General features: G+C 51.0%; 16 protein-coding genes. 10 read left to right on the top strand and 6 right to left on the bottom strand.

Annotated elements, in window-relative coordinates; translation table 11 throughout:
- Positions 1-291 precede the first annotated feature (291 nt).
- Complete coding sequence (locus EQU24_RS01810; RefSeq protein WP_014146791.1) at positions 292-735, top strand: ferritin-like domain-containing protein; 444 nt, start codon at positions 292-294, stop codon at positions 733-735.
- A 32-nt stretch (positions 736-767) separates the two neighbouring features.
- Entirely contained in the window at positions 768-965 is a 198-nt protein-coding gene (locus EQU24_RS01805; RefSeq protein ID WP_244310901.1) for a hypothetical protein, read from the top strand.
- Here EQU24_RS01805 and EQU24_RS01800 read toward each other — a convergent pair.
- Positions 954-2,078, bottom strand: coding sequence for an ISAs1 family transposase (locus tag EQU24_RS01800; RefSeq protein WP_017840837.1), 1,125 nt, complete (start codon positions 2,076-2,078; stop codon positions 954-956). The genes EQU24_RS01805 and EQU24_RS01800 overlap by 12 nt on opposite strands.
- 69 nt (positions 2,079-2,147) lie before the next feature.
- On the opposite strand from EQU24_RS01800, the gene EQU24_RS01795 reads away from it, so the two are divergent.
- Genes EQU24_RS01795 through EQU24_RS01785 form a run of 3 tightly spaced genes read left to right on the top strand, consistent with a single transcriptional unit; the run spans position 2,148 to position 4,641 of the window.
- Positions 2,148-3,392 (top strand): class II fumarate hydratase, encoded by a 1,245-nt coding sequence (locus tag EQU24_RS01795; RefSeq protein WP_138767062.1) that lies wholly within the window; start codon positions 2,148-2,150, stop codon positions 3,390-3,392.
- A 40-nt stretch (positions 3,393-3,432) separates the two neighbouring features.
- A complete protein-coding gene (locus EQU24_RS01790) occupies positions 3,433-3,867 on the top strand; it encodes a GlcG/HbpS family heme-binding protein (RefSeq protein WP_017841149.1) in 435 nt (144 codons plus the stop codon).
- Between the two features lie 39 nt (positions 3,868-3,906).
- Positions 3,907-4,641 (top strand): MBL fold metallo-hydrolase, encoded by a 735-nt coding sequence (locus tag EQU24_RS01785; RefSeq protein ID WP_017841150.1) that lies wholly within the window; start codon positions 3,907-3,909, stop codon positions 4,639-4,641.
- A 681-nt stretch (positions 4,642-5,322) separates the two neighbouring features.
- Here the strand turns inward: EQU24_RS01785 and EQU24_RS01780 are convergent.
- The 3 genes from EQU24_RS01780 to EQU24_RS01770 form a co-directional block, all read right to left on the bottom strand.
- Positions 5,323-6,786, bottom strand: coding sequence for a helicase HerA-like domain-containing protein (locus EQU24_RS01780; protein ID WP_017841151.1), 1,464 nt, complete (start codon positions 6,784-6,786; stop codon positions 5,323-5,325).
- 90 nt (positions 6,787-6,876) lie between these two features.
- The gene (locus EQU24_RS01775) at positions 6,877-10,035 is read right to left on the bottom strand and encodes an HD domain-containing phosphohydrolase (RefSeq protein WP_017841152.1); all 3,159 of its coding nucleotides are present in this window, start codon (positions 10,033-10,035) and stop codon (positions 6,877-6,879) included.
- A 319-nt stretch (positions 10,036-10,354) separates the two neighbouring features.
- On the bottom strand, positions 10,355-10,996 hold the full coding sequence (locus EQU24_RS01770; RefSeq protein ID WP_138767061.1) for a SagB/ThcOx family dehydrogenase: 642 nt from the start codon (positions 10,994-10,996) through the stop codon (positions 10,355-10,357).
- 75 nt (positions 10,997-11,071) lie between these two features.
- Here EQU24_RS01770 and EQU24_RS01765 point away from each other — a divergent pair, with 75 nt between their 5' ends.
- The gene (locus tag EQU24_RS01765; protein ID WP_017841154.1) at positions 11,072-11,326 is read left to right on the top strand and encodes a DUF504 domain-containing protein; all 255 of its coding nucleotides are present in this window, start codon (positions 11,072-11,074) and stop codon (positions 11,324-11,326) included.
- Between the two features lie 409 nt (positions 11,327-11,735).
- On the opposite strand, the gene cydX is transcribed toward EQU24_RS01765, so the two are convergent.
- Positions 11,736-11,879: a cytochrome bd-I oxidase subunit CydX gene (cydX, locus tag EQU24_RS01760; protein WP_017841155.1), complete on the bottom strand. Its 144-nt coding sequence runs from the start codon at positions 11,877-11,879 to the stop codon at positions 11,736-11,738.
- Positions 11,880-12,070: 191 nt separating this feature from the next.
- Here cydX and EQU24_RS01755 point away from each other — a divergent pair, with 191 nt between their 5' ends.
- From EQU24_RS01755 to EQU24_RS01740, 4 genes are all read left to right on the top strand, one after another.
- Complete coding sequence (locus EQU24_RS01755) at positions 12,071-12,505, top strand: archease (RefSeq protein WP_017841156.1); 435 nt, start codon at positions 12,071-12,073, stop codon at positions 12,503-12,505.
- Positions 12,506-12,548: 43 nt separating this feature from the next.
- On the top strand, positions 12,549-13,979 hold the full coding sequence (locus EQU24_RS01750) for an RtcB family protein (protein WP_017841157.1): 1,431 nt from the start codon (positions 12,549-12,551) through the stop codon (positions 13,977-13,979).
- Positions 13,964-14,353, top strand: coding sequence for a DUF72 domain-containing protein (locus EQU24_RS01745; RefSeq protein ID WP_017841158.1), 390 nt, complete (start codon positions 13,964-13,966; stop codon positions 14,351-14,353). The genes EQU24_RS01750 and EQU24_RS01745 overlap by 16 nt, the downstream gene beginning before the upstream one ends.
- Positions 14,354-14,708: 355 nt before the next feature.
- The gene (locus tag EQU24_RS01740) at positions 14,709-15,983 is read left to right on the top strand and encodes a diguanylate cyclase (protein ID WP_017841159.1); all 1,275 of its coding nucleotides are present in this window, start codon (positions 14,709-14,711) and stop codon (positions 15,981-15,983) included.
- Positions 15,984-16,380: 397 nt separating this feature from the next.
- On the opposite strand, the gene EQU24_RS01735 is transcribed toward EQU24_RS01740, so the two are convergent.
- Positions 16,381-17,595 carry an IS1096 element passenger TnpR family protein gene (locus tag EQU24_RS01735; protein ID WP_017841160.1) on the bottom strand — a complete coding sequence of 405 codons (1,215 nt, stop codon included), beginning with the start codon at positions 17,593-17,595 and terminating at the stop codon, positions 16,381-16,383.
- Positions 17,596-17,640: the final 45 nt, after the last annotated feature.

The raw sequence follows: 17,640 nt of genomic DNA, 5'->3' as shown, positions 1-17,640 counted from the left end.
GTTTCTTCAGCTAAAGCCCAAAAACCAGCATATCCCTAGCAGGACGGGGTTTGCAACCGCGTCCTAAACGTTTTGACTTTGGCCGAAGTCAGCCGAAATGTTTAGGGCAAACCGAAAAGTTGGGGACGGGTTAAATAACCCGTCCCGCAGAAGTGGCTAAGACTGGCCACTGCTTGGACAGTTGGCCTCAGCAAGCTGAAGCATCTTGCTAATCAGGTTAAAGTTTACTATCTCAACGATCAAAAAAGCGCTATAGTCAGACTCTCCCCATTCTGACTTCAGGAGACACTCATGACAAACACCGAAATCGATAACGACGCCGTGATCAAAGTGCTGAATAACATTCTGGAAGCGGAACTGGCGGGCGTGGTTCGTTATACGCATTATGCCTTGATGGTTGTCGGCTACAATCGAATTCCCATCGTTTCCTGGATGCGCGGCCAAGCGAATGAATCGTTACTCCATGCCAACGAAGCCGGAGAAATGATTACCCATTTGGACGGGCATCCCTCTTTGGGAATCGGCCCGTTACTGGAAACGCATCGCCACGATATCGGCGCCATTCTCCGGGAATCGTTGGATCATGAAGCATCGGCACTGGCCGAATATCATCGTTTATTGGAGTTGGTCGACGGCCGTAGCGTTCTGCTCGAGGAATATGCGCGCCGAATGATCGCCCAGGAAGAAATTCATGTGGGCGAGGTGCGAAAAATGCTAAGTAAACCAAGCGAATAATCCATCGCTGTTAGCTCATTTGCATAATAACCATGACAATCGGAAGTTCGGCCGGGCGAATTGAAAGCGACGCACTGGGCTCCATTGAAGTCCCCGCCGACAAATACTGGGGAGCGCAAACACAGCGATCCCTACGCTATTTCGCGATCGGCGACGAACGATTACCGCGACCGTTGATCCGCGCCCTCGGGATCGTCAACAGGGCAAACGCATTAAAATTACTTTCCTAACAGCAATTTAGCGCGGTAGCGATCGTTCCAGGCGGCTTTGAGTCTTTTCTTTTTCATGCTGAGTTTAGATTCCTCTTGCTGGAACAGATTGACACAGATATGCCGGATGGTGGTCATAATCGCAGCGGCATTACCTTTTCGAATTCGGTTGTCATCTTCTCGAAAGACCACGTCTAAGCGCCAGTGCAATTGGTTTTCAATACCCCAGTGATGGCGCACAGCCCGCGCAAATAGCTGCGCATCGGCTTTAATGCTGTTAATGAAACAACGCTGCTCGATTGTTACTTTATCGCCGATGTGGCATTCGCGCTCCACGAAGCCAATGCTGCGTAATTCTTTCCAGAGCTCCGTTTTCGGGAGCGTACAAAGCTCCTCGGTAATCCAATAACGGCGGGTTTCTAAACGCCCATGGTCGTTGTCGATTTCTTCGTGATAAGCGTATTCGACGTGGTTAAAATTCGCTTGCTTGGCCGTGTTGAAAAAATCCTCGACGGCTTCATGCAATTCGCCTTGATTGCCTTTCAGGCCCAAACAGTAATCACCGCCTTGATCGACGATTTGCTCAGCAATCGTGCGCTGGCAGCCCATGGCATCAATGGTCACAATACAACCTTTAAGTTCTAGCAAAGCCAATAGCTTCGGGATTGCGGTAATTTCATTCGACTTTTCTTCGGTCGCTTCTTGGCCGAGCACTAATCCATTCGCACAACCCCAGGCGCTGACCATGTGCAACGGATTTTGGCCGCGTTTGCGGTCATGCGAACGGCGTGCGGTTTTGCCATCTATCGCAATCACTTCATCGGGTATCACTTCGCGAATGGCGTTCACCCAATCTATAAAGCAACGTTGAAATTCTTTCGGTGACAATCGAGAAATGACATACGCCAAGCAATCATGCGATGGAATGCCATTCTTTAACGGTACAAACTGCCTTAACCAATCTAATTTATTATGGCCAAACTCTTCAATGGCTTCCCATCCCTCAGCACCGCTTAACGAGGCGCAAACAGTGAGTACAATGATATCCATCAACTGATGAAGTTTCTTACGTTCAATTCGGGGATCAGTCACGTTGGAAAAGTGCTTAATTAAACTGCAGTCCGTTGGTAACATACGCAAAATTCCGATACGATACCTCTAAACTCTATGTTTTAACAGTATTTTTAATGCGTTTGCCCTGGGATCGTCAAACGTTGTGCGGCTTTGAGCAATATCGCCCAAAACAAGCTGGATGTAAATCTCGGCCGCGCGATCGTCGATGCGGCACATGAAGTCATCGACGGCGCACTGGATGAACACTTTCCGCTGGCGATCTGGCAAACCGGCTCCGGCACGCAATCCAATATGAATGCCAACGAAGTGATCGCCAACCGGGTCAACGAACGCCTGGGCGGCGCGCTCGGTTCGAAATCGCCGGTTCACCCCAACGATCACTGCAACCTCAGCCAGTCTTCGAACGATGTGTTTCCAAGCGCGATGCATATCGCAGCGGTCGAACAACTCCAATGTCTACTGATCCCGTCATTGCAGCGCTTGCAAAAAACGCTGTCCGATAAATCTCAGGCATGGGCCGACATCATTAAGATCGGACGCACGCATCTGCAAGATGCGACGCCGCTGTCATTGGGCCAGGAGTTTTCCGGTTACGCGACCCAAGTTCAACTCAGCATCGAACGGCTACAGGACAGTCTCAAACGCCTGTATCCTCTCGCGCAAGGCGGTACCGCAGTCGGAACGGGCTTGAATTCGAGCCAGGGTTTTGCCGAACTATTCGCCGACGAAGTCGCTAAATTCACCGGGCATCCTTTCACATCCGCCGCCAACAAATTCGAAGCGATGGCCGCGCACGACGCACTGGTGGAACTATCCGGCGTGTTGAACTGCATCGCGGTCAGCCTTAATAAAATCGCTAACGACATTCGCCTCTTGAGTTCCGGTCCGCGCTCGGGACTCGGTGAACTGATTTTGCCGGCAAACGAACCCGGCTCGTCGATCATGCCGGGCAAAATCAATCCGACCCAATGCGAGGCATTGACGATGGTTTGCGCACAAGTCATCGGCAACCATACGACGGTAACCTTGGCCGGCGCGCAAGGTCATCTGGAACTCAATACCTTCAAGCCGGTGATGATTTATAACGTGCTGCAATCGATACGCCTTCTCCGCGATGCGGCGCATAGTTTTACCGAACATTGTGTGGCAGGCATACAACCGAATGCCGAGCGGATAGCGGAGTTAATGGAGCAATCGCTGATGCTGGTCACCGCACTGGTTCCGCAGATCGGCTACGACAAGGCCGCACAAATTGCCAAAACGGCTTTGCAAAACGGCACGACGCTTCGCGAAGAGGCCATTGCCGGCGGTCTGGTGAGTGCCGAACAGTTCGATGCGATCGTCCGGCCGGAACAGATGATCGCCCCCAAATGAATCATCCTTTTTAATATCTATAACAAGCGGGAGAAAAACCATGCATGTAACCTACGAACAAGCAGAGAAAGCGATTGCGGCAGCCATCGCAGAGGCCAACAAAATCGGCACGCAAATGTGTATCGCCGTGGTCGATTCAGGCGCCGATTTGAAAGCGTTCACCAGAATGAACGGCGCGTGGGTCGGCAGCATCGACATTGCCCTCAAAAAAGCCAAGACCGCCTGTTTCTTCGGCATGAACACCGGACAAATCGGTCAGCTATCGCAACCGGGCGGACCGCTTTACGGAATCGAACACTCCAACGACGGCTTAATCACCTTTCCCGGCGGCGTCCCGATTGTCGATGAAGATGGTGTTTTGATCGGCGCGATCGGCGTCAGCGGCAGTTCGGTGGAGAACGATCATCAAGTTGCCAAAGCCGGCGTCGATGTGATCGGCCTCGCCGATTTACCGTCGCACCCTTGGCGGACCTGAAGCCCATCGATTATAAAAAAAGTATCGGCAGACAATTCCATGCCTAACGAACCAAAACTCTTCGACGACACGCCGCAATGGGTTTGCCTCGAATGCGGTTATAACATGATCGGCGAAATGCCCGAGGTTTGTCCGTTCTGCGGAGCCCGGCATGATCGCTTTTTATCATGGGTTGAGGCCGAAAAAACCTATCGAGTGACCGCACGACCGGTCAACGAATATGTCGGTCAACTACTTTCGGTGCCGAAATTGGGCCTGGAACATGCGGCCTATCGAATCGAAACCGACCAAGGCGCGGTCTGGATCGACGCACCCTCGGCTTTCAACCGGGATTTGTCGCCGGTGCGCGCCATCTTGTTCACGCATCATCATTTCATGGGCGCGTCGAATCAATACCGAAAGCTCTGGAATGCCGAAGTGCGCATGCACGACTTGGACGCGCGGCATCCGTTGGCGGCCTCGTTCGATGTCGATCTGCGCTTTACCGGCGACTCTATCGCCTACGGCATCGAAGCCTTCCATACCGGCGGACACACGCCCGGATTCACTTTTTATATTTACCGTGACGTACTGTTCATCTGCGACTATGTCTTTTTGACCGATGCGGGGATGCGTTTCAATCCGTTCGGGCCCGAGCAGGAAACTCTACTGCGCGCGCGCCGCATTTTTGAAGTCGTCGAAACCAGAAAGTTAGAAACGGTCTGCGGCTATAACTCTGTGATGAAATTTGCCGAATGGTTACCTCGATTCGAAAAGCTTGCTAACAGTTCGTAAATGAGAGTATTGATAAAGAATCCCGAAAGAGCGCGAATCTGTTGCCGGTAATTTTTGATAAAGGTACACGATGCAGACGAAGAATGCGGCCGATACATGCCGTGAAATTAAAAATAGCGATCGACGAGATGGACTAATCCGTAATTACTGTGAAAGTTCGTAGATATAGACCCTTTATCTAATTTTTCGATATACGGCGCTCGACAGAGCAAATGCCGGTTCCGGAGAGGGTGCGGTTGCTCGACCGACAGGCGTCGGCGGCAGGGAAATCCGCCGTCGAGCCTACATGGATGTATTCACGGCGTCCTGTCGGGCGAGTGACCGTACCCTCCCCACCAGAGAACTTTCATTTGCCGGGGCGATGGCTAGACCTTCATGGACGTTACTGTGAAAGTTCGCAGATTCTACTCCCTTTTGATCGAAAAACCGTCTAAGAATAAAAGGTATGGGATGTGTCCATCGAGGACCGCCATGAATCTTCGTTCCTACGCTCTGCGCTCATCGTTATCCACAAATATCGGCAAACTTGCTAAACAGAGGTCGTCGTATACCTGGAAACGGTACTGTTTGATAAATCTGCGAATATTGCACATCAGTGGCTTCGAAATCGGGATCTGGGTATCGCGCGCTCCCAAGGAGCATCCAGTTCCCTTGTGAGAGCGACGCCTTGTGCGTCCGCGTTCAGCGCTTCCCGCCGAGCAACGAGCCCATGATGCCGCGTACGATTTGGCGGCCGAGCTGCGAGCCGATGGTTCTCGCGGTGCTCTTGATCAGCGCCTCGCCGACGCTTTGCCGATTCGATGTGCCGGTCCGTCTCGTTGCCGACGCCTTGAGATCGCGCGCGGCCTGCGCCTGAAATGCCTGCTGTTCGGCTTTGTGCTTCAGCATTTCGTAAGCCGATTCGCGATCGACCATTTGATCGTAACGTCCTTTGAACGGCGAGCGACCGATCAGTTCGTTGCGTTGATCTTCGGTGAGCGGGCCTATTTTCGACTCGGGCGGCCGGATCAACGTGCGCTCGACCGGGGTCGGGCTGCCGTCCTTGTTCAGCACCGACACCAAGGCTTCGCCGGTCTTCAGCTCTTGCAACACGGTTTCGGTATCGAAGCCAGGATTGGCCCTGAACGTTTGCGCGACACTTTTCAGTACCTTGCGATCGGCCGGCGTAAATGCTCGTAGCGCATGCTGGATTTTCAGCCCCATCTGACCGAGTATCGGCGCCGGAATATCTAGCGGACTTTGACTAATGAAATAGACGCCGACGCCTTTAGAACGGATTAAGCGAACGATTTGTTCGATCTTGTCGAGCAAGACTTTCGGTGCCTGATTGAACAACAGATGCGCTTCGTCGAAAAACAACACCAGCTTCGGCCTATCGCCATCGCCCACTTCGGGTAAGGTTTCGAACAGTTCCGACAACATCCACAGCAGAAAGGTCGCATACAGCCGCGGCGATTTCGTCGTCAACTCGGTCGCGTCGAGAATGCTAATCACACCGTTGCCGGAAAAATCGGTCCTGCGAAAATCATCGAGCTCGACCGCTGGTTCGGCAAAGAAATGTTCTGCGCCTTGTTCCTCGAGCACCAACAGCCGTCGCTGTATCGCACCGATGCTTGCCGATGTGATGTTCCCGTATTGTTTGGACAGTGCCGCTGAGTTTTCGCCCATCCAATTCAACATCGCGCGCAAATCTTTAAGGTCCAGTAATAACAACCCTTCGTCGTCGGCGATTTTAAAGCCGCTATAAATCACGCCGGTTTGCGTGTCGTTCAATTCCAACAGATTGCTGAGCAGCAAAGGGCCTAAATCGGACATCGTCGTACGCACCGGATGCCCGTTTCGGCCGAACAAATCCCAAAAGACCGAGGGATTTCCCCGGAATTGGAAGTCGGCAATCCCGATTCCCGTCACGCGTTCGGTAATTTTTTCGTGTGCTTGCCCTGCCGTCCCGATTCCCGACAAGTCTCCTTTGATATCGGCCAAGAATACCGGAACGCCCAGTCTCGAAAAACCTTCCGCCAAAACTTGCAGGGTTACGGTCTTGCCCGTCCCAGTTGCCCCGGAAATGACGCCGTGACGATTCGCCATCGCGGCATCCATCAAGAGCTGGCCGTTGGCCGTTCCTCCGATCAACACTGTTTTCATTGTAAACTCCTTAACCGACTCAAGTTGCGGTCATGCTACCACACGCGCTGAATCAGCCATAAGCGGGCAATGGCCGGAATGTCAAATCGCTCATTGGCCGAGATAGCGCCGAATATCCACTGCATCGACCTGCTCAGTGCGCAGGTAACGTTTTGCGTACTCCAAATAGGCGCCGCTACGCAAGAAAAGCTCGAAAACATCACGGTCCACATGCTGTTCTTGCACCATTCGATGTAGTATATCGAGCGCGGCGCTGATCGGCTTTGCATCTTTATACGGTCGATCGGCCGCTGTCAATGCTTCGAAAATGTCGGCCAACACCATAATACGCTCCGGAATTGAAAGATCTTTGGCGATCAGCATGCGCGGATAACCGCGCCCATCTAGCGTTTCATGATGAGTAGAAGCATAGCGCGGCACCTGGAGCAAATCTTCGGGCAACGGCAATTTATCGAGCATTTTGATCGTGCTGATCATGTGCTCGTTAATCTTGAAGCGATCTTCTTCGGTCAAGGTACCTCGTGATACAGTGAGATTGTGCAATTCGCCCAGATTGTAAAGATGTTCCGGTATCGCCATCTTTATGCCCAAGCGCTCATCATGGATGTTGTTGCGCAGGCGCTTGATGATGTGCCAAGGCTTATCCGCCAATAGTGGCTCCGTGACCGGCAGCGGTGTTTGCTCCTCGGGATAGCGTGCAACTTCGATCGGAGATAAGCCTAATCGGTCGTCGAAATGCCGCCGCCAAGTGATGCGAGCCAATTGATTCAGCCTATCGATATCGGCCTCGCTCATGCTTTCACCGCCCAAATTGCAGTTGGCAACAAAGGCAAAATCCTCTTGTAATTGTCGTTGGCGTTGCTCTAATTCATGACGATTTCGTTTCTCATCACTCGGCGCGTTCAAGTACTGCTTCCAATAGTCGATTTCGGCATCGCGCCACAACACTTCGAAGCGCATGCGGATTTCGTGAATGCGGTTATAAATCGTCTCAAGCTTGGTGCTTTTATCGATGATGTGCTCAGGCGTCGTAATCTTGCCGCAGTCGTGCAGCCAAGCTCCGATACGGAATTCGCGCCAGGCATCTTCGTTACCGAAACCGAATGTATCGAATGGCGGTCGACGACTCTCTTCGGCTTTTTGCGCCAACAAGATTGCCAGCTCCGGAACCCTCGCACAGTGCCCCGCCGTATAGGCCGACTTGTCATCGATGGCTTGGGCGATCAATTGGATGAACGATTCCATCAATTCTTCCCGTTCTTTGGCATGCTGCCGTATCGAATGCGCCATAGTCATCATCGAACCCGATAACTCATCGATTTCGATAATATGGCTTTCCATCGGATCGAGTTCGCCGTATCGGCGCCGTTTAATCTTTTCGTTTTCCAGAGCGAGATGCTTGATCGGCTTAACAATCAACGAGGCCAGCCAAAATGCAAGCGGCAACAATAACAAAAGGCAGCCGCTGGTAATCAATAACACGGCATTGACTTGAGCAACGGCAGGGGCTAGCACGGCGGATTCCGGCGTAATCACGGCAAAAAAGTCGGCCGCCCGATGATTTTGGCCAATGGCCTGCACATAGACGAAGTGAGGCTCGCCATCGAGCTCCATTTTATGCAGTTGATTGAGGTCGGTCGACTTCGAAGCCAAACTGATGAGTTCTTGGAATGGGACCATGGCATCCTGAGCAATGTCCCTTTCCGCATCGACCAGCCAGCGCGCATTTAACCAACTGTGCTGCTGTTCGCCTAAATTATCCAGAGCCAAGTTAATCAACTCGATAACTTCTTTTAGTTGCGGCCGCACTACAAAGTGCAGACTGTTGGGAATGCTTGATTCCCCCCAATCCAACTCCTCATAGATCGCGACATCATCGAAGAAAAATTGCCGTGTCGTATAATGCAGGATTGCGGCAGTATCGAGCCCGGCATCGACCTCGCCTCGCCGCACCGCATCGAATAATCCCCGAACGCCATCGACTTCGACAATGTCGATGTCCGGAAACATTTGCTTGAAAGAAGCGATGATGGACCACCCGGCCGGTATTGCAAGCCGTTTTCCCTGCAATTGTCGGATTGATGTAACAGGCGTTTGATCCTTGCGCATCAGAATACCATCCGATGGCTCGGCAAAGGCCTTGCTCAATATACCTAAAGCGGCGTTTTGTTCGGTACCGACCACCGGCTGCAAAATATCGATCTGACCGGTACGATACATCGCGACCAGCTGAGGCCAGCTATAACCGTTGACATAGTCGAACTGCAAGCCGGTCATTTGCTCGATCATCGATAATACGTCGATAGCATAGCCGAATGGTTCGCCGGCGATGACAAAATCGAACGGCGGCCAATCGAGCTCGTTCGATACCGTCAATATGGGATTTTTCTCTACCAATTGCCGCTGTTCATCGTTAAGTACGAGGGGCTCGACTTTCGGCATCACAGTCGGCGGCATTCGACTTTCACTAGAGGCAATGATTTCGCCACTGCCTTGATAGAGATAAATGCGGCTATCTTTGCTCAACATTTGTTCATTGAGCTTATCGGACATAGCAGACAACGCAATATCGACCGCCAGAACCGCATCCTGACCGGCAATCCGCATCGAATAAGTCTGGCCTGGCGCTTGAAGATGTTGAAATTGATAGGGAGCGGTTTTATGGACTTTGCCCAATTTGGCTTGTATATACCACGGTCGCTTGCTGGCTAAATAGTCGCTCCGCTCTGTTCGGCTGGTTCGGAGATTAAATTGCTCGTCATAATAGAGAAATTCCCGAGTTCGCCGATCGCCTTTGCCCAAGACCGTGATAACGACCCACCTGTCCTGCGGCAATGCCCGTAATTGCATGCGCACGGCTTCGCTCGTATTCAGATTGATCAGCTCGTAAAAGTCGCCATCGCCAAAACCGATATAAGCGGCATAGAACAAAGGGTTTTCATCGAGCACTTCGGCAAAGATGTCGCGTGTTCGCTCCGTAACTCGGCCTTCGCTCAGAATATCGGGATTACCGGCCAGTATGCGCGTGGCATCAAGCGCGCGTCGATCCATGGCCGTCAAATATTCACTCGTACTCGCTGCGGATTGGCGATAGGTTATCAGAGTCGATTCGACCGCCAATGAGCTCGTAAAATAAAATTGCAAGCTAATGGCGACAATCACGGTCAGCGATGTCATCAATAAAAACAGACTGACAACAGTGATTTTGATAGAAAACTTAAACTGCTTGTTTTTCTGCGATATTGTCATTATTCCCTTCGTGAACCGTTGGTATTGCTTTCATCAAAAACGCCGTCATCATGTATCGACAAAGGTATACCTTTCGTGGATCAAAATTCGGCGCAGGGGTGTCCGTCAAAGGACGCCGTGAATACATCCATGTAGGCTCTATGCCAGCATCCATGCTGGCAAAGCCTTTGTCGCACACCCCAGCGCCTCCTTAGACACTGCCGAAATTTGATTAGCAAAGGGTATATCAGCGCGGAGTAAAACAGTCTAGGAACGCCAGTCAGTATCGGAAGAATAATGAAAAATTTGCCGGCCGCCGAAATTCTTTTTTACGCCTGCGTTATTGAACCGGATAACCCAACGGCAACAGATACAATGGACGTTGATCTTTGGGCAGTTTAAGGGCTTCCGCTACACGCTTATCGTTGAACGCACCAATCGGCACGCCGGCCAGCCCTTGAGCAGTTGCTTGCAGCAATAGATTCTGTGCCGCATGACCAACTTCGATCGGGACATAAAGATTCGCGCGCTCTCGATATTTGATGGAGGTCCTTTCGAAAACGGCGGTAAAAACAAAAACGGCCGGCGCCGAGCCGACTGAGTCTTGATCCAGCGCGGCTTTTTGCAATTCCGATCGACGGTCACCTTCGACAGTGCGTTTGAGCTCATGACGCTCAGGAATATAGCGATAAATTCCGGCCGGCAGTACGACATAAGTTTCTAGCGGATACAACGCACCGGCCGAAGGCGCCGCACGTAGGCCGCCCTTTGTATCGGTAATGCCTTGCGCCGCCCAAAGCAATTGCCCGATCTGCTCGATCGATAAAGTTTTTGCCGCAAACGCCCGTATTGAGCGTCGTGCGGCGATGCTTTGTTCCAGCGACATCGAACCGACAACTTTCGCTTGCGGCAGATGTATCGTTTCGTCAAAAGCGATCGCTTGCGAGAAAAGCACCATCGGGATCAATCCTATCGAGTTCACGGCTTGCACCTCAGTAGTCGTCTAGATCCAATTTAGTGTAGCATTTCGGCAAGTTTTCAATGCGGATTTAGACCCATGCAACCGGTACAAGACATACTGAACCGCATCCGATGGGACGAACATTGGAAGGGCGACGAATTCAAGATCGGCTATTACGACCGGATCGAAGACAGACTGATCGTTGTAGCGTTCAACGAAATCCGTTTCCCGAAGGGCGATCATTTTACATTCGAGGTTATCGACCAAGACGGCGAATTGCATTCGGTGCCCTATCACCGCGTCAAGGCGATCTTCCGCAACGGCGACCTGATTTGGCATCGCAAACATTAGAATTCCAGATCGGGTCAGCGATAGCATCACCCGATTTTTTTTAGGCTATGTTCGCGTTAGCAGTTGAAACGGTTTTCCTTCCTACTAAATAAACCATTTAGGAACTAGTCAATGATTGCTTTCCAATACACTGAGCGTGGAAGATGGTACGATTACTCGCTTGACAGGACGCCGTGAATACGTCCGTGTAGGCGTGACGGCGGCTTTCCCTACCGCCGACACCTGTCAATCGAGCAACCGTACCCTCCTTTCAACCATTAGCGTCATATTGAAAAAAGGAAAGTTATTCAGAGTTGTATCCTGGAGTTTCATGTTGGCTTTAAGTTCAAAAGTATCAACTATTAACGCGAACATAGCCTTTTTTTACGGGATGTGTCGGGTTATGGCTATTACCTAACCCGACCTACGCCTAACTCTCGTCGCACTTTTCGCCCGGCATCGCTTTAAACATATCGCAGTGATCGAAATCGCATTCGGCTTCGAGCCACATTGCGTTAATGATGCCAAATGCGCAAGCGAAGCCGACGCCCAATATCCAACTGAAATACCACATAATAAATTCCTCGATTCGGTTTTAAAGCAAGCACCGTTTGTCTGTCACATCCGATGCGCCCCGCAAAATGTGCGCAATGCCGTAATCTACATTTAATTTTTTCGGGCAACTAAAGTTAAATACGATCTTGACGGAATGTTCATAGTTTTGCGAAATTGTTCTCAATCCAGTACTCAGCAAGTCATTTTGCCATGATCGATAAAACTCTGATTCCGCATTGGGAACACTTCGAACATAAAGCCGATATCGGTATTCGCGGTATTGCGCCTGCGCTCGCCGCAGCTTTCGAGCAGGCCGCGCTGGCGATGACCTCGGTCATCTGCGATCCCGACTTGATTCTAGAACATCAATCGGTCGAAGTATCCTGTCAAGCGGACGATATCGAATTCTTATTTCTGGATTGGATCAATGAATTGATTTATCTGATGGCTGTCAAAGGCTTATTGTTCAAGCGGTTTCAGGTCGAGATCAATGGCAACTTTCTAATTGCGACGGCTTCCGGCGAACCGGCCGATCCCGCCAAACACCAACCCGCCGTCGAAATCAAGGGCGCGACCTTGACCGAACTTGCCGTGCGCCAAACCGAAGACGGGCTTTGGCTGGCTCAGTGCGTGGTGGATGTATGAATACGGCAATTTACTTCCACATTCTGCATAAAAGGTAAAATCGATGGACCTCAAACAATTCATTCAACGCGATGAAACTTGCTGGGAAATCCCGGCGAAAGGCGCGATGCGAGTGCCGGCAATTATTTATGCCGATGCCTCGCTGTTGCAAGCGATGGACCAGAAAGTCCATGAACAGATCTGCAATGTCGCGGCGCTACCGGGCATCGTCGAGGCGGCCTATGCGATGCCCGACGCGCATTGGGGCTACGGTTTTCCTATCGGCGGCGTCGGGGCGTTCGATGCGGACCAAGGCGGTGTGATTTCTGCCGGCGGCGTCGGCTTCGACATCTCCTGCGGCGTTCGCACATTGCATACCGGCCTGACGATGAACGACTTGCAAGGCGTCAAAAAAGACCTAGCCGACGAACTCTACCGCACCGTGCCGGCCGGGGTCGGCAGCCGAGGCCGCATTCATTTGAATCACGACGAAATGCGCGCGATGCTGACCGGCGGCGCGCAATGGGCCGTCGATCAGGGCTTCGGCGAAGCACGCGATCTCGAATTCACCGAGGAACGCGGCCGCGTCGACGGCGCCGAACCGCGCGATGTATCGCCGCGCGCTCGCGAACGGCAAAAAGACGAAATGGGCACGCTCGGCTCCGGCAACCATTATCTCGAAGTACAGCGTGTCGTCGAAATTTTCGATCAGGAGGTCGCCGAAGCCTACCGGCTCAAGATCGATGCGATCGTGATCAGCATTCATTGCGGTTCCCGAGGACTGGGGCATCAAATCGGCACCGAGTTCTTGAAAGACATGGCGCTCGCGGCGTCCCAATACCATATTGCTCTACCCGACCGCGAACTGGCCTGCGCGCCGCTGAATTCGCCGCTGGGCAAGCGCTATCTCGGCGCGATGCGCGCCGGCATCAATTGCGCGCTCGCGAACCGACAAATCATCACGCATTTGACGCGCCAAGCGATGAACGAAATTTTTCCGGGCATTTCAATCGACCTGCTCTACGACGTCTCGCATAATACCTGCAAACAGGAACGCCATATCGTCGGAGGTGTGACGCAGACAGTCTTCGTCCATCGCAAAGGCGCGACGCGTGCCTTCGGTCCCGGCCATCCCGACTTGCCTACCGAATACCAATCTGTCGGCCAACCGGTCTTGATAGGCGGCTCGATGGGCACGAGTTCCTATATTTTGTGCGGCACCAAACAGGCCGAGCAACGCTCGTTCAGTTCGGCCTGCCACGGCGCGGGACGAGCGATGAGCCGCCGCCAGGCCACAAAACAGTGGCACGGACGGGCGTTGGTCGATCAATTGGCCGAACAAGGCATTCTGATTCGCAGCCCATCATTACGAGGCGTCGCCGAAGAGGCGCCGGCCGCTTACAAAGACGTCAGTGCGGTCGTCGACTCCGCCGATAAGGCTGGTCTTGCGAAAAAAGTCGCGCGCCTCGAGCCTGTCATTTGCATCAAGGGCTGACCAAGCTTTATATCGGCACCAGCGGTTGGTGCTACAGACACTGGCGCGACTGTTTCTATCAAAAGACAACACAAAAAGCTTGGCTCAAGTTTTATTCCGAACGATTCAACGCCATCGAAATCAACGGCACCTTCTATCGGCTGCAAAAAACGTCGACATTCGAAAAATGGTATGCCTTGCCGCTGGCCGAAAAACTGTCGGCCATACTTTGGCAATTGCCTCAGCCGTTAAAAAAGACCTCGACCGATTGTACGGTTTTGTTGAGGCATCGAAACAATCGGCGAAAACGATTGCCGAATACTGACAACAAGGCCGAACCGTACACGTTTATTTCAACAATGATGCCGAGTGCGCCTCGCCATTCAATGCATTGACTCTGCAAGCCCTATTGCAGCATCGGTCCTGGATTTATACCTTTCGCACTTAAAATTTCGGCGATGCTTAAAGAGGCACCGGGGTGATCGACAAAGGCTTTGCCAGCACGGATGCTGGCATAGAGTCTACATGGACGTATTCACCCAACACCTAAATTCCATAGCCCATTGGCTATGGTTAACTATCTTGGATAATTTAGGTGCTGGGTTCACGGCGTTCTTTGACGGTCACCCCGGCGCCGAATTTTGATCTACGGGGTATAACTCAATTCAATAACTCCGCGCTCTATTTTTTCAACCGAAAACTGTTCGCTCGGTTATCATATTCCGCCATAGTTGTTGATGTTGGTTTTGCATGAAAACGAGGTTTTTTATTTTTTTTGTGTTGCTCTGGTTGGGACTTAACGGTATTTCGCTATTACTTCAAGTCTATAATGCTCAAGATACCGCCAAAAAAATTGCTTTCTCGCAAGGCAAGCTGTTTTTTCAACACATCGTCACGATGCGGCATTGGAATGCCCGACACGGCGGTGTCTACGTAACGGTTACCGAAGATACGCCACCTAATCCTTACTTGGATATTCCCGAACGCGATATCGTTACTCTCGACGGACGTCGGCTAACGTTGATCAACCCGGCTTATATGACGCGTCAATTGGCTGAACTGGAACACGACAAATCTCGGATTCAATTTCATATAACCAGCCTTCATCCGAAACGCCCGGAAAATAAAGCGGACGATTGGGAAACGAGTGCGCTATTGGCATTTGAAGAAGGCGAATCCGTTGTTATGGATATCGCAACCTTGCATGACGAACCGTTTTACCGCTATATGGAGCCGCTGAAAATTACCGAATCTTGTTTACGCTGCCATCGGAATTATCAAATCGGCGACATCCGTGGCGGCATCAGCGTTAGCATCCCCAAGACCAAGATTATCCCTTATGTCGAAAACCAGTTAAGTCATATCTATTTGCTGCATGCCGTAATCGCTTCACTCGGAGTGATGTTGTTGATTGTTTTTCACTACACCGAGCGACTGACCCAAAAACAGCTTATTCGCGCCAAATCCAAATTACACCTGGCTTATATCGATTCGTTGACCGGTTTGCCGAACCGGCGCTATTACGACCAGTATGTGCAAAAAGAATGGCAACGTGCATTGCGTCATCAATATCCATTATCGATAATCATGCTCGATATCGATTATTTCAAGAATTATAACGATACCGAAGGCCATCCTGCCGGCGACCAATGTCTGATCGAATTAGCCAAAGTACTTAAATTATTTTCAAAGCGCTCGGACGATTTCGTTTGCCGTTACGGCGGTGAAGAGTTTTGCGTGGTTACGGCTTGTAATGCAGAGCAAAGCTTATCGTTGGCCGAGAAGCTGAGAGACGCCGTCGAAAAAAGACGATTAAGGCACCCGAATTCGCCCGTGTCTCATTATGTGACATTGAGCCTGGGAGTTGCCACGGTCGTTCCAAAAGACACGCTAAGCTCAACCCGTTTGCTCGGTTTTGCCGACAAGGCGTTATATCTAGCTAAACAAAACGGCAGAAATCGCGTTGAACAATTCGATCAGAAACAAATCGACGATGCGGAAATGGCAACGATTGCCGAAATCTAGGCTAAAGCGGGAAACGACCAACCCACATCACGCTCTTTCCCAAGCTCCAGCTTGGGAAAGACACCCCGGAAGCTCCAGCTTCCTGAGACCGACACAACCTCCGCACATTCTCAATCAACCCCGACTCGCTCGTTCAATCTTTCTTGATTGTCGGGAAGCTAGAGCTTCCTGAACAGGTTACCCAAGCTGGAGCTTGGGTAACAGCATATTTTAGTTTTTGCGACTACGACTGGCCCCTGCTCGGACACTTGGCTTCGGCAAGCAGAAGCATCTTGATAATCAGGAAAACACATAAGAAGCTATTGAGTTAACTTCTTATTCTTCATGATCTTCATGGTGAATGCTTTTTCTAGGATAAAATTTCGGCTGGAGTAACTGGCTGATTCAGCCAAATTTTTTAATAGTAATACTGCTTCGGCGCTCTACCCTTTTTTTCGATGACTTTCGGTTCCTTATATTTCCCTGCCTCCTTGATAAGCGACTCGATTTGACACTCAAACCGCCAGTCGTCGCCGAAGTCGTAATGAAAAACAAAGGTCATGCCTTCGTGTATCGGCATTTCTCCGAGTGTCATATCATCGGCCCAATAATCGCCGTCATCGGAAAAAGGATGCATCACCGTCTCGTTTTTCCCAAGTTCGTTTTTATAAACGAACTCGTACAAATGATCGTCATCGAAGTTGAATGCATCCAGAATGCTCATCGCAAAATCGTGGAGAACCGCGTCGTGAGGGACCGCCAGTTTTCGCACAGCGTCACGCACTTTAACGGCGATCACCGAATAACCTTCCGTCAAAACCTCTCTCTCCTTTATCAATAAACGGTTTTGCCAATGCGGAAACAGCGGCATCAAATCCTTGGCGCAAAAGCCGTAGAAACCATCCGACAACTCATCGTCGTTTTCATCCATATACAGCGTAGTAGCCGTGTCAAAATAGGCTAGCAAGGTGCGGCCGAAATCCGATAACTCGACACCCTCAACCGATCCGTCGGCATTGATTTTCGGTTTCCCGGTCAAGAAACCGAATAACGTCATTAGCGCGATATTATGCAAACCGGCGAAAGTCAAGCCTATCATATACCTCGCTTCGCTTTCCTCCTTCGAGTCCAATTGCTTCGTGAATTGATAAATCTGCAAACAACGAAGAAAACCCTGAATCCTCCAACTTCTGGGTTCACCGAGAATTTCCTCATCGCCGCGTAGGATCCAACAAAACAACAACGAAAAATAACGCTCCACGGCATTGAGCTGCTGCCAGGAAGCCAATACATCCGGATCGAGTTTTAACAGTGTTTTGTTCTTATCCTTGACCAAACGCGCCAGACCGGACACTCGCAGCAACAAATAAAGCCCGTGAAGATTGGGAAACGCCTTTTGTTGAGGCCGCTTCAGTTCGGTTTCAACAGGCCGAGTCATCCGCTCATTGAGTTCAAACAAGTATTTCATGCCGATATGCTGGGTTGTTTTGGTCACTTCGATGCCATCGCTCCCAATGAAATCCAGCAGCGCCTGAAAATCTTTCAGCAAAGTACCCGGCAGGGTATCACTGAACGCCTGATTTTTTATGATCTCGGCATCTTCGGGCGATAAATGTTGGTTTTTGTTGCTCATAATCTATGCTCTGTTAGTCTTGCCTTCGGCAGGGTAATTATAGCT

The sequence above is a fragment of the Methylotuvimicrobium buryatense genome (assembly GCF_005931095.1).
GTDB classification, from domain to species: domain Bacteria; phylum Pseudomonadota; class Gammaproteobacteria; order Methylococcales; family Methylomonadaceae; genus Methylotuvimicrobium; species Methylotuvimicrobium buryatense.
The sequence above is the reverse complement of the archived record's forward strand: the minus strand, read 5'-3'. Positions and strand labels throughout refer to the sequence as shown.